The 12467-nt window shown below is 68.7% G+C and carries 13 protein-coding genes; 7 read left to right on the top strand and 6 right to left on the bottom strand.

Annotated elements, in window-relative coordinates; genetic code table 11:
• The first annotated feature begins 36 nt into the window (after nucleotides 1-36).
• Nucleotides 37-774, top strand: a complete 738-nt coding sequence (locus HDC96_RS05295; RefSeq protein ID WP_179459055.1) for an MliC family protein — start codon at nucleotides 37-39, stop codon at nucleotides 772-774.
• Nucleotides 775-819: 45 nt separating this feature from the next.
• Here the strand turns inward: HDC96_RS05295 and HDC96_RS05290 are convergent, their stop codons facing one another.
• From HDC96_RS05290 to HDC96_RS05265, 6 genes are all read right to left on the bottom strand, one after another.
• Nucleotides 820-1284, bottom strand: coding sequence for a hypothetical protein (locus HDC96_RS05290; protein WP_179459054.1), 465 nt, complete (start codon nucleotides 1282-1284; stop codon nucleotides 820-822).
• Entirely contained in the window at nucleotides 1274-1840 is a 567-nt protein-coding gene (yeiP, locus tag HDC96_RS05285; protein WP_121036675.1) for an elongation factor P-like protein YeiP, read from the bottom strand. The genes HDC96_RS05290 and yeiP overlap by 11 nt, the downstream gene beginning before the upstream one ends.
• Before the next feature lie 68 nt (nucleotides 1841-1908).
• Nucleotides 1909-2679: an SDR family NAD(P)-dependent oxidoreductase gene (locus tag HDC96_RS05280; RefSeq protein ID WP_176989098.1), complete on the bottom strand. Its 771-nt coding sequence runs from the start codon at nucleotides 2677-2679 to the stop codon at nucleotides 1909-1911.
• Between the two features lie 52 nt (nucleotides 2680-2731).
• Entirely contained in the window at nucleotides 2732-5320 is a 2589-nt protein-coding gene (locus HDC96_RS05275) for an EAL domain-containing protein (protein ID WP_179459053.1), read from the bottom strand.
• Nucleotides 5317-6210, bottom strand: coding sequence for a hydroxymethylglutaryl-CoA lyase (locus tag HDC96_RS05270; protein ID WP_179459052.1), 894 nt, complete (start codon nucleotides 6208-6210; stop codon nucleotides 5317-5319). Before HDC96_RS05270 ends, HDC96_RS05275 begins: the two co-directional genes overlap by 4 nt.
• A gap of 181 nt (nucleotides 6211-6391) precedes the next feature.
• Entirely contained in the window at nucleotides 6392-7180 is a 789-nt protein-coding gene (locus HDC96_RS05265; protein WP_179459051.1) for an enoyl-CoA hydratase-related protein, read from the bottom strand.
• A gap of 114 nt (nucleotides 7181-7294) precedes the next feature.
• On the opposite strand from HDC96_RS05265, the gene HDC96_RS05260 reads away from it, so the two are divergent.
• From HDC96_RS05260 to HDC96_RS05235, 6 genes are all read left to right on the top strand, one after another.
• Complete coding sequence (locus HDC96_RS05260) at nucleotides 7295-7552, top strand: FeoA family protein (protein ID WP_179459050.1); 258 nt, start codon at nucleotides 7295-7297, stop codon at nucleotides 7550-7552.
• Nucleotides 7549-9408 carry a ferrous iron transporter B gene (locus HDC96_RS05255; RefSeq protein WP_179459049.1) on the top strand — a complete coding sequence of 620 codons (1860 nt, stop codon included), beginning with the start codon at nucleotides 7549-7551 and terminating at the stop codon, nucleotides 9406-9408. The genes HDC96_RS05260 and HDC96_RS05255 overlap by 4 nt, the downstream gene beginning before the upstream one ends.
• Nucleotides 9408-9662 (top strand): DUF6587 family protein, encoded by a 255-nt coding sequence (locus HDC96_RS05250; protein ID WP_176989092.1) that lies wholly within the window; start codon nucleotides 9408-9410, stop codon nucleotides 9660-9662. The genes HDC96_RS05255 and HDC96_RS05250 overlap by 1 nt, the downstream gene beginning before the upstream one ends.
• A 103-nt stretch (nucleotides 9663-9765) precedes the next feature.
• Nucleotides 9766-10506, top strand: a complete 741-nt coding sequence (gene dapB, locus HDC96_RS05245) for a 4-hydroxy-tetrahydrodipicolinate reductase (protein ID WP_179459048.1) — start codon at nucleotides 9766-9768, stop codon at nucleotides 10504-10506.
• A gap of 240 nt (nucleotides 10507-10746) precedes the next feature.
• Nucleotides 10747-11877 (top strand): glutamine-hydrolyzing carbamoyl-phosphate synthase small subunit, encoded by a 1131-nt coding sequence (gene carA / locus HDC96_RS05240; RefSeq protein ID WP_179459047.1) that lies wholly within the window; start codon nucleotides 10747-10749, stop codon nucleotides 11875-11877.
• The gene (locus HDC96_RS05235) at nucleotides 11877-12431 is read left to right on the top strand and encodes a hypothetical protein (protein WP_179459046.1); all 555 of its coding nucleotides are present in this window, start codon (nucleotides 11877-11879) and stop codon (nucleotides 12429-12431) included. Before carA ends, HDC96_RS05235 begins: the two co-directional genes overlap by 1 nt.
• The last annotated feature ends 36 nt before the right edge of the window (nucleotides 12432-12467 follow it).

Raw genomic sequence — 12467 nt, 5'->3', positions numbered from 1 at the left:
ATCAAGTGTTGTCGACGTTATCGCAAGGAGTTCCTCATGCGCGCATCTCCCTGGTTGTTGAGCCTGGCCGTTACCGGCGTACTCGCCGCCTGCCAACCGGCCACCGAGAGCAGCCCCGCCGCCGACGGCAGCGAAGCGCCACCCCCTCTCGATGCCTCCACGGCAGATGAGCGCAGCTACGCGTTCCGTTGTGGCGAGCTGGAAGTGCATGCCACCTACCGCGGCCAGGATTCGGCGACGGTGGTGGTGGGCGACCGCACCTTCGCGATGTCGTCGCAGCCGGCCGCGTCCGGTGCCAAGTATGGCGATGGGCAGGGGAACGAATTCTGGACCAAGGGCACCACCGACGGGATCCTGATCCTCAAGGGCGAACCGGATCGCACCTGCACCGGTACCGGCGAGCAGGGCGGCGAAGCACCGCCGGCCAACGCCACGGCCAATGCGGATGATGATGCGGCGGGCGGGTTCCGCGCGACCGGCAACGAGCCCGGGTGGCTGGCCCAGGTCGGTGCGGGCGCGACGCCGGCGCTGCACATCGAGATGGATTACGGCGAGCGCAAGCTCGAGATTCCCAGCCCCACTCAGGGCCGTGATGGCTGGTCCGGTACCGCCGCCGATGGCACCCCGGTCAAGCTGACCTTCCAGCGCACGGTGTGCCAGGACGACATGAGCGGGCAGGCCTTCGGGGCCACCGCGATGCTGACCGTCGGCGCCCGCCAGTACCACGGCTGCGGCGATTTTGCCGGTGCGCCCTCGCTGGCGGCCAAGCCCTGATCGATCCGTCGTCACCGGATGCGCGCATGCGCGTCCGGTGACGCATCACATGCCGCGTGGGCAGGGATTGGGCAGCGCGCGGCTGCGCGTATCCAGGACCAGTTCGTTGCGGGTGCCGAGCAGCATCAGTTCGGTGTGCACCAGGCAATTGTCCGCATGGCGCTGCAGAAGCTGGTTGAACAGCCCGGCGCGGTCGTCGCAGTACTCATGGATCGCATACGCCAGTTCGCGGGCGCGGTCCTCGTCGTACGCTTCTTCGCCGGCGAAGTGCTGGCACGCGCTTTCGCGGCCCAGGAACGCCTGCACGTCGCCCGGCATCGCGCAGTACATGCGGATGTCTTCGGCCACGAACAGCTCGGCGGGCACGTCGCAGCGTGCATTGCCGGTGGTATCGACCGCTGCCGCGGCGGCCGCGGCGTTGGGGTCCAGCGTCTCGCTCTCCACTGCCCGCGGCGAGCACGCCGCGAGCAGCAGGAGCAGGACCGTCGGTGCGGACCGCTTAGTCGGCACGGCCGGCGAATTCACCGGTGGTGGTGTTGACCAGCACGCGTTCGCCGTTGGCGATGTACTCCGGCACCATGATCTCGATGCCGGTGCTGAGCTTGGCCGGCTTCGGGCGCTTGGTGGCGGTGCCGCCCTTGAGCTCCGGCGGGGTCTCGACCACTTCCAGCACCACGCTGGTCGGCAGCTGTACGCCCACCGGGGTCTCGTCGATCACCTGCACGTAGATGCCGGTCAGGCCATCGGTGATGTAGCCGGCGTCATCGCCGAGCACGTCCGCGTCGACCATGTACGGGGTGTAGTCCTCGTCGTCCAGGAAGACAAACGCGTCACCGTCCATGTACGAGTAGGTCGCCTGGCGGCGCAGCAGTTCGACTTCCGGCAGGTTGTCGTCGGCATCGAAGCTGGAATCGAGCTTGTTGCCGCCGGGCACGCTGTACATGATGAAACGGAAGCGGACATTGCCGCCGCGGCCCTGCGGGGAGCTGCGTTCGATGTCGCGGATCTGGTAGACGCCGTTGTTGAATTCGACGACGTTGCCTTTCTTGATGTCGCTGGCTTTCATGGGAATGAAGGTCGGTTCGTGGAGGTGGCGGGTGCCGGAACCGGGCACCCAACGGGTTGCGTGCTCGCTTACTTCGGCGCCAGACGCACGGCGCCGTCAAGGCGGATGGTCTCGCCGTTGAGATAGGTGTTGCCCAGGATGTAGGCGACCAGGCCGGCGAAATCGTCCGGCTTGCCCAGGCGCGGCGGGAACGGGATGGAGGCGGCCAGCGATTCCTGCACGGCCGGCGGCATGCCGTCGACCATCGGGGTCCAGAAGATGCCGGGGGCGATGGTCATCACGCGGATGCCGAAGCGCGACAGCTCGCGGGCCATCGGCAGGGTCATGCTGACCACGCCGCCCTTGGAGGCGGCATACGCGGCTTGGCCGATCTGGCCCTCATAGGCGGCCACGCTGGCGGTGTTGATGATCACGCCGCGCTCGCCGTCCTCGCCCGGGGTGTTGTGCTGCATGCGGTTGGCGGCGGCCTTGGCGACGTTGAAGCTGCCGACCAGGTTGACCATCACCGTGCCCTGGAAGTTGGCCAGCGGCATCGGCGCTTCCTTGCCCAGCACGCGGCCGGCACCGAGGATGCCGGCGCAGTTGACCGCCACGTTCAGCCCGCCCAGGAAGTCGCAGGCGGCCTCGATCTGCGCGGCCACGGCGGCTTCATCGCTGACGTTGGTGCTGTAGTAGCGCGCATTGGCCTGGCCCAGTTCGGCCACGGCCGCGGCACCCTTCTCGTCATTGAGATCGAACAGGGCCACCTTGGCGCCATGGGCGACCAGGTGCTGGGCCACGGACAAGCCGAGGCCGGAGACACCGCCGGTGATGACGGCGCGGACAGAAGACAGCTGCATTGCACGATCCCGCTGGTTCAAGAACCGCCGATTCTAACGGAAGCGGTCGCGATCACGGTTGTGCACTGCCCACGGCCACCCTTGCGCGCGCCGCCAGCCGCCGGGCGAACTCATCCGGTGCCAGCCCCGGCGCGAACAGGAAGCCCTGGCCGACCGAGACCCCCAGTGTCTGCAGGAACTGGCGCTGAGCCTCCGATTCGATGCCCTCGGCGACCAGTCCCAGTCCGAGGCTGCGGGCGATCCCGCACACGGCTTCGCAGACGGCGACATCCGAGCGGTTGCCCGGGACCCCCTCGACGAACAGCTGGCTCAGTTTGAGTCCGTGGATCGGCAGCCGGCGCAGGTAGTTCAGCGCGCTGTAGCCTTCGCCGAAGTCGTCGATGGTGAGCAGCACGCCCATCTCGCGCAGCTGCGCGAAGGTGCGCAGGGTGTCCGGCGCGTCCTCGATCAACACCCGTTCGGTGAATTCCAGCTCCAGTGCGCTGCCGGGCAGGTGGAACTCATCCAGCACCGCGCGCACGTGCCGGGCCAGGTCTTCGCCGACGAACTGCCGGTAGGACACGTTGACCGCCACCCGTACGATGCCGAGCCCGTCGTCCTGCCAGCGGCGTACCTGCCGGCACGCCTCGCGCAGCACCCACAGGCCGATCCGGACGATGTCGCCGGTGGTCTCGGCATGGCCGATGAAGATATCCGGGCGCAGCTCGCCCAGCTGGGTGTTGCGCCAGCGGATCAGTGCCTCGGCGGCGATCAGCTGGCCGCTGTGCAGGTTGACCTGCGGCTGGTACACCAGATGGAACTCATCGTCGTCCAGCGCGCGGTGCAGGCGGCTCTCGATCTGCAGGCGATCGTGCTGGCGCTGGGCCAGCTCGGGCGAGAATACCTGCCAACCGTTGCGGCTGCGCCGCTTGCAGTCGTACATGGCGATGTCGGCGTTCTGGATCAGCTGCTGCGGGCGCAGTCCGTCCTGCGGCGCGCGCGCGATGCCGATGCTGGTGGTCACCGGAAACTCGTCGGCGCCGAAACGGAACGGCGTGCTGAAGGCGCGGGTGATGGCCTCGGCCAGCTGCTCGGGCTGGTCGGCCTGGTCGCGGGTATCGCAGACCACCAGGAACTCGTCGCCGCCGAACCGCGCCAGCAATCCTTCGGTGCCGATCGCCGTGGCGATGCGGCGGGTGGCATCGATCAGCAGTTCATCGCCGGCGTTGTGGCCGAGCAGATCGTTGACGATCTTGAACCGGTCCAGGTCGATGTACAGCACGGCGACCCGGCAGTGCGTCGGGTTGGCCATGCGCGTGGCCAGATCATTGAGCACCGCGTCGCGGTTCATGATTCCGGTGAGGGGATCGGTGCGCGCCTGGATGCGCAGTGTCTCCTCGGCCTGCTTGCGTGCGGTGATGTCCTGCACGGTGCCGGCGATGCGCGCGGCATCCACATCCCCGACCTCGGCCTCGCCGATCATGCGCACCCAGAACGAGTGACCGTCGCTGCGCTGGCCCTGCAGTTCCAGCTCGAAAGAGACCTGCTTGTCGATCACGTCCAGCAGTGCCTGCTGCAGCTGCGAACGGTCATCCAGGCGCAGGCACTCGAGCAGCTCGGCCATGTCGCGCATCGGCAGCGCCTGGCCGAGGATGCGGGTCGCCTCGTCGGTCAGGTACAGGCGCTGCAGGCCACGGTCCCACTCCCAGCCGCCGATGTGCGCCAGTGACTGCGCGCGGTCGAACAGGGTGTTGTTCCGTTTGAGTTCGGTGATGTCGCTGAACAGACCGAACACATGGTCCGGTGCATCGCGCCCGTTGCCGTACACCGGCACGTTGGTGGTGGAGATCCAGATCATCCGTCCGCGCGGGCGGTGGTACAGGCCGACGATGGTGCTGCGCACGATGCGGCCGGTCTGCAGTGACACGGCGGCCGGCCACTGCTCGCGGGTGAGCGGGTGGCCGTGCTCGTCCACGCTGATCCAGTCTTCCGGCGCCAGCATCGCCTGCAGGCTGCCGCCATTGCCGGCCGTGCCGAGAATGCGGTGAGCGGCCGGATTGGCGGACACGACGCGCAGCTGGCGATCGAACAGGATCACGCCCTTGTCGATCGACTCCATCAGCAGCCGGTAGCGCGATTCGGCCTGCCAGCGGCTGCTCAGATCCCGGGCCACTGCCACGATGCAGTGCTCGCCCTGGTGTTCGAAGCCGGCGGAATGCACCTCGACGGGAAACCGGCTGCCGTCGCCGCGCATGTTGGTGACTTCGATGACATAGGTTTCGCCCCGGTGCAGGGCCTCCCAGACCGGGTCCAGATGGTCGCCGGGCAGGTCGGGGTTCAACAGCTCGATCGGCTGCCCTACGATCTCCTCGCGGGGGCGGCCGTAGGCGCGCACGCCGGCCTTGTTGAGGTCCAGCACCACGCCGCGTTCGCTGAGGATGCTGACCGGGTCCGGGACCGCATCGAACAGCGCGGCATAGCGACGCAGGGCCAGCTGGCGCTCGTCCATGGCTTCCTGCAGGGCCTGCTGGACATCTTCGAGCAGGCCGCGCAACTCACCGGGCGAGTGCGCCAGTGCGCGTTCCAGGGCGGCCAGCGCGTGGACGTGGGCGGTGAGGTGATCACCGACCGCAGCGTCCTTGCGCCGGCCGCCGCTTTTCATGTCGCCGCCAGCGCCTTGCCAGCCTTGCTGCCGGTCTCGCGCCCGAGGCGCGCGGCCAGCCAGCGCCCGGTGGCGGCCAGCGCCGGCAGATCGATGCCGGTGCGCATGCCGATGCCGTGCAGCATGTAGACGACATCCTCGCTGGCGACGTTGCCGCTGGCACCCTTGGCATACGGGCAGCCGCCCGCACCGGAGACCGCCGAGTCGACAACGCGCACGCCTTCGTCCAGGCAGGCATCGATGTTGGCCAACGCCTGGCCATAGGTGTCGTGGAAGTGCACGGCAAGCGCGGCCATCGGCAGCTCGCTGGCGACGGCCTTGAGCATCGCGCGTGCCTTGCGCGGCGTGCCGACGCCGATCGTGTCGCCGAGCGAGATTTCGTAACAGCCCATGTCGTGCAGCGCACGGGCGACGCGCACCACCTCGCTCACCGCGACCTCGCCCTGGTACGGGCAACCGAGCACGGTGGACACGTAGCCACGCACCTTGACCCCGTCAGCCTTGGCCCGCTCCAGGATCGGCGCGAAGCGCGCCAGCGACTCTTCGATGCCGGCGTTGGTATTGGTCCGGTTGAACGTCTCCGAGGCGGCGGTGAACACCGCCACTTCCTGGACGCCCACCGCGCGGGCCCGGTCGTAGCCCTGTTCGTTGGGCACCAGCACCGGGTAGTCGATGCCGGGACGACGGTCGATCCCGGTGTAGACCTCGGCGGCGTCGGCCAGCTGCGGCACCCAGCGCGGGCTGACGAAGCTGGTGGCCTCGATGGTGCGCAGCCCGGTGAGCGAGAGCTGGCGGATCAGTTCGATCTTGTCGGCGGTGGCGACCGGCTGGGCTTCATTCTGCAGCCCGTCGCGCGGGCCGACCTCGACGATGCGGACGAAATCATCCATGGGCCAGTCCTCCGCGAACGGAGCGACGGACGACCAGCAGGGGGCGGGGCGGGGTAGAGGTCACGGAGATTCCTGTCAGACGAAAGGCGGCCCACGGTCCCCGGCAGGCCACGAAAAGGGGATACGCGGGATGGGCGGCAAAGCGGCCATCCCGCCGGCGTAGGAGGGAGCCCTGACGGGCTCAGTCCTGGGTGACCCAATGCGGGGCGCGTTTGTCGAGGAAGGCGCCGAGGCCCTCCTGGCCTTCGGCCGAGACCCTCAGGCGGGCGATCAGGGCCGCGTTGTCGCGGTCGGTGGCGTCGCGGTCGCGGCCCAGCGCGACCCGGCGGACCAGCTCCTTGGCCGAGGACGAGGCGACCGGGCCGGCCTTGTCGAGCAGGCCGAGCTGGCGCTGGACGGCCTCGTCGATCCGTTCCGGCTCGATCAGCTGGTGGACCAGGCCGATGCGCAGGGCGGTCTCGGCGTCGAAATGCTCGCCAGTGGCGAACCAGCGCCGCGCCTGGCGGGGGCCGATCGCATCGATGACATAGGGCGAAATCACTGCGGGCAGCAAGCCCAGGCGGCTTTCGGTCAGCCCGAAGCGGGCGCTGGTGCTGGCGATGGCGATGTCGCAGCAGGCGACCAGGCCGACCCCACCACCGAAGGCGGCGCCCTGGACGCGGGCAATGGTCGGCTTGGGCAGCTCGTCCAGGGTCCGCATCAGCCGGGCCAGGGCCAGCGAGTCCTGGCGGTTGTCTTCCTCGCTGGCGGCGGCCATGCCACGCATCCACTGCATGTCCGCGCCCGCCGAGAACGAAGCGCCTTCGCCGGCGAGCACCACCGCGCGGACGTGGTCGTCGCGGCCGGCGGCCTCCAGGGCGGCCGTCAGCTGGGCAATCAACGAGGCGTCGAAGGCGTTGTGCAGGGCCGGGCGGTTCAGCCACAGGGTCAGCACCGAGGCGCTGCGTTCAATCCGTAGTGCATCACTCATGGGTCGGCTTGCTCCATTACATGTACAGATCATAGCGGGCCATGGGTCAGCGGCAATGACGCGGTGCGCCGATGGTACAATTGATAACCATTCCTATCATCGAGAAGGCGCTCCGTGACGTTGTCCGATCTGGCGCTGTACAGCTCCGCCGTGGTGGAGTCTGTGCAGGAACTACACGCAAACGATGCGATCGCCCGCCGACTGAAGGAGCTTGGCTTCGTCAAAGGGGAAGAAGTGCGTCTGGTCGCCCGTGGTCCGGTTGGCGCCGAGCCGCTGCTGGTGCAGGTCGGGTTCACGCGTTTCGCGCTGCGCCGCAGTGAGGCGGCCCGCATCTTGGTCACCGCGTTGCAGGCCCGGGAGGCCCACGCATGAGCGCCGCGACCAACGCCCTGCGCATCGCGCTGGTCGGCAACCCGAACAGCGGCAAGACGGCGCTGTTCAACCAGCTGACCGGCAGCCGCCAGAAAGTGGCCAATTACACCGGCGTGACCGTCGAGCGCAAGGAAGGCCGCCTGCGTGCGCCGTCCGGCCGTGAGTTCGCCGTGCTCGATCTGCCCGGCGCCTACAGCCTGCAGCCAGCCAGCCTGGACGAGGCGATCACCCGTGATCTGTGCCGGGGCTTCTACCCCGGCGAGGCTGCCCCGGACGTGCTGCTGTGCGTGATCGATGCGACCAACCTGCGCCTGCATCTGCGCTTCGCGCTGGAGCTGCGCGAGCTGGGCAAGCCGATGATCGTGGCGCTGAACATGGTGGATGCGGCCGAGCGCCGCGGCATCAAGATCGACGTGCAGGCGCTGGAACAGGCGCTGGGCGTGCCCGTGGTGGAGACCGTGGCGGTGCGTCGCAATGGCGCGGCCAGGCTGGTCGAGCGCCTGGATGCGATGGTGCCGCACCTGCAGGCACCGGTGGCAGTGCCCGCGGCCGAGACCGATTACCACGCCCAGGTGCGCGACATCCTCTCCGCCTCGGTGAGCATGCCGACGCGTACGGCGAAGATCGACGACGCGCTGGACCGCTGGCTGCTGCACCCGGTGTTCGGGCTGCTGACCCTGGCGGTGGTGATGTTCCTGATCTTCCAGGCCGTCTACGCCTGGGCCACCCCGGTCATGGACCTCATCGAGGCCGGCACCGCCGCACTGGGTGGGTGGATCGGGGGCGCGCTGCCGGAAGGCCCGCTCAACAGCCTGCTCACCGACGGCATCATCGCCGGCGTCGGCGGGGTGATCGTGTTCCTGCCGCAGATCCTGATCCTGTTCGCCTTCATCCTGGCGCTGGAGGAGTCGGGCTACCTGCCGCGCGCGGCCTTCCTGCTGGATCGCATGATGGCCGCGGCCGGCCTGTCCGGGCGCTCGTTCATCCCGCTGCTGTCCAGCTTCGCCTGCGCGGTGCCGGGCATCATGTCCACCCGCAGCATCCAGGACCCACGCGACCGGCTCGCCACGATCCTGGTCGCTCCGTTGATGACCTGTTCGGCGCGCCTGCCGGTGTATGCGCTGCTGATCGGTGCCTTCATCCCGCAGAAGCAGATCTGGGGCGTGTTCAACCAGCAGGGCCTGGTCCTGTTCGGGCTGTACGCGGCCGGCATCGTCAGCGCGCTGCTGATGTCCTGGACGATGAAGAAGTGGCGCCGCGACAAGAGCGAGCATCCGCTGATGCTGGAACTGCCGTCCTACCGCATCCCGCACCCGCGCGATCTGGCGGTCGGGCTGTACGAACGCGGCATGATCTTCCTCAAGCGCGTGGGCGGCATCATCCTGGCGCTGACCATCCTGCTGTGGGTCCTGCTGTCGTTCCCCGGGGCGCCGGAGAACGCGACGATGCCGGCGATCGACTACAGCTTCGCGGGCCAGATCGGTCACGCGATGGCGGTGTTCTTCGCGCCGCTGGGCTTCAACTGGCAGATCTGCATCGCGCTGATCCCGGGCCTGGCCGCGCGCGAAGTGGCGGTGGCTTCTCTGGCCACGGTGTACGCACTGTCCGCCGCCGATGACGATGCGGCCAGCCAGGCACTGACGCCCCTGATCAGCGATGGCTGGTCGCTGGCCACCGCGCTGTCGCTGCTGGTCTGGTACATCTACGCCCCGATGTGCATCTCCACGCTGGCCACGATCAAGCGCGAGACCAACTCGTGGAAGCAGATGGGCTTTGCCACGTTCTACCTGTTCGCGGCCGCCTACATCGCCTCGCTGATCACCTACCAGGTGACCGTGGCACTGGGCGGCGGCTGATGGAGACCGGCCTGCTGCTGCAGTACGCCGTGATCGCGCTGGCCGTGCTGGTCAGCGCGTGGGTGGTGATGAAGAAGCAGTTCCCGGGCACCGTGCGCCGGGCGCGCGGGGCGATCGCGCTGGGGCTGGTCAAGCCGCAGCGTGCCGCCTGGCTGCAGGCGCTGGGCCGCAGGATCGCGCCACCGGCCACGGGTGGCGGTGGTGCGTGTGGCGGCTGCGACAGTTGTGGGCCGACGCCGCCCAAGCAGCACTGACACAGCCCAGGTATAGCCACGCATGGCGTGGCTCTACACGTACGTGGCGGGGCCGCGACAAAACCTCTTGTACATCCTCGCCACCACCCGCTAGCCTGCGGGCATGACTACCACTCCCCTACGTTTGCTCATCCACGGTGCCTCCGGCCGCATGGGCCAGGCGCTGCTCCGCCTTGCCGCCGACACCCCCGCCCTGCAGGTCGTGGCCGCGGTCACCCGCCGCTCGCCGGCCCAGCGCGTGGTCGAGGGCGTGCCGCACTTCGCCAGCAGTGAGCTGGGCGGTGCGCCCCAGTTCGATGTCGCCATCGATTTCAGCCTGCCCGAGGGGTTCGATCCGGTGCTGGCGCTGTGCGTGGAGCGCGGCGCCGGCTTCGTCTCCGGTACCACGGGCATCAGCGAGGCGCAGCGCCAGGCGCTGATCCAGGCGGCCGGCCGGATTCCGCTGGTCTGGGCCTCCAACTTCAGCCTGGGCGTGGCGGTGCTGGACGAGCTGGTGGAGCGTGCAGCCGCCGCGCTGAAGGGCTGGGACTGCGACATCGTCGAATCCCACCACACCCAGAAGAAGGACGCGCCCTCCGGCACGGCCCTGACCCTGGGCGCGGCGGCGGAGAAGGGCGGGGCCGAGCCGCACTACGCCAGCCTGCGCGCCGGCGACATCGTCGGTGAACACCTGGTCCAGTTCACCGGGCTGGGCGAGCGCATCGAACTGACCCACCGCGCGACCAACCGCGACATTTTCGCCCGAGGGGCGCTGTTTGCCGCCCGCCAGCTGCCGGGCCGTGCGCCGGGCAGCTACCGCGTGCGCGACCTGCTGGATGGGGCGACGCCGCCGCCTGCCGTCTGAATGGGGCCCGCGGGGCCAGCGGGGCGCGCGCCTGAACCGGCGCTGCGCCCTTTATCGGCCTGAACAGGGCAATTGCACGCGGATACTGGCGTCGAACCCGGCTTCCCTTTACAATTCCCGCTCGCCGAATCACGACAGCCGGACCGGTCCAGAACCGCAGTCCGCGCTTTTTTGCAGCCGCTTTTTCGTGAAGCGCAGGCGTGACTTCGGCGACCCCTCGGTAGCCAAAGTGAGATTTCCGTGACCCAAGCCGCAATCCTCGTCCTCGAAGACGGCACCGTATTCGAGGGCGAATCCGTAGGCGCGCCCGGCCTGTCCGTCGGTGAGGTGGTGTTCAACACCGCCATGACCGGCTATCAGGAAGTGTTGACCGATCCTTCCTACGCCCGGCAGATGGTCACGCTGACCTACCCGCATATCGGCAACACCGGCATGACCGACCAGGACGATGAAGCGGCCAAGGTATGGTCGGCCGGCCTGATCGTGCGCGATGTCCCGCGCCGCCCGAGCAACTGGCGCAGCCAGGTGTCGCTGCAGGATTGGCTGCTCCAGCGCGGCGTGGTCGCCATCTCCGGCATCGATACCCGCAAGCTGACCCGCATCCTGCGCGAGCGCGGCGCCCAGAACGGTGCGCTGATGGCCGGCGAGGGGCTGAACGTGGACACGGCGCTGGAAGCGGCGCGCAAGTTCCCGGGCCTGAAGGGCATGGATCTGGCCAAGGTGGTCAGCACCGACAAGAGCTACACCTGGACCGAGGGCCAGCTGGATCTGGACAGCAACGCCTTCGTCAACGCCGCGCCGCGCTTCAAGGTGGTGGCCTATGACTTCGGCGCCAAGCTGAACATCCTGCGCATGCTGGCCGAGCGCGGCTGCGAGCTCACCGTGGTGCCGGCGCAGACCCCGGCCGCCGAAGTGCTGGCGATGCATCCGGACGGCGTGTTCCTGTCCAACGGCCCCGGCGATCCGGAACCGTGCGATTACGCGATCGGCGCGATCAAGACCTTCCTGGAAAAGAAGGTGCCGACCTTCGGCATCTGCCTGGGCCACCAGCTGCTGGCGCTGGCCTCCGGCGCGAAGACGGTCAAGATGGGTCACGGCCATCACGGCGCCAACCACCCGGTCCAGGACCTGGACAGTGGTCGCGTCATGATCACCTCGCAGAACCATGGTTTCGCGGTCGATGAAGCGTCGCTGCCGGCGACCCTGCGCGTGACCCACCGCTCGCTGTTCGATGGCACCAACCAGGGCATCGCGCGCACCGACGTCCCGGCGTTCTCGTTCCAGGGTCATCCGGAAGCCTCGCCGGGCCCGCACGATGTCGGTCCGCTGTTCGACCGGTTCGTGGCGCTGATGGCCGAGGCGAACGCTTGATGCGCAGCCTCGCGCTGCTGCCGTTGCTGTGGTGTGTCGCGGGTGCGGCGCAGGCTGCGCCCGCCGCCGATGCCGACGTGGCGGCGGTGGTGAAGACGCTGGGCCTGGGCACGCTGGGCACCACCATGGCCAGCCTGGTGATCGACACCACGCCGGCGCTGAAGGCGCTGCCGGAGGCTGATCAGCAGTGCGCGCAGGCCCCCGTGCGCGATCTGCTGGATGCGCAGTTCCGTGGTTCCATCATCACGGGTCTGGGCAGCGATGGCGACGCCGTGATCGCCGAGTGGTCGCGCTTCCTGGCCACGCCGGCGGGCAAGGCCCTGGCGGGCGGCTTCGCCAATTCCACGCCCGAGAACACCGAGGCCAAGGCCGCTGCCGGTCTGGCTGGGCCGGACCGCGCACAGCTTGCCGCCTTCATCGGCAGCCCGGCCTATCGTCGGCTGGTGGCGTCGTTCGAGAGCGGGCCGGCGATGCCGGACAATCTGGGCGCGCAGTTGGCCAAGCCGCTGCAGGACCAGTGCCGGATCGTGATGAACCCCGACGATATTTCCTGATCGACAGCGTGCGATCACCCCCATCTGCCTCGCTGT

Origin of the sequence: Stenotrophomonas sp. JAI102 (assembly GCF_013409105.1) — a bacterium.
Lineage (GTDB): Bacteria > Pseudomonadota > Gammaproteobacteria > Xanthomonadales > Xanthomonadaceae > Stenotrophomonas > Stenotrophomonas maltophilia_AA.
This window is presented reverse-complemented; position numbering and strand designations above follow the sequence as displayed.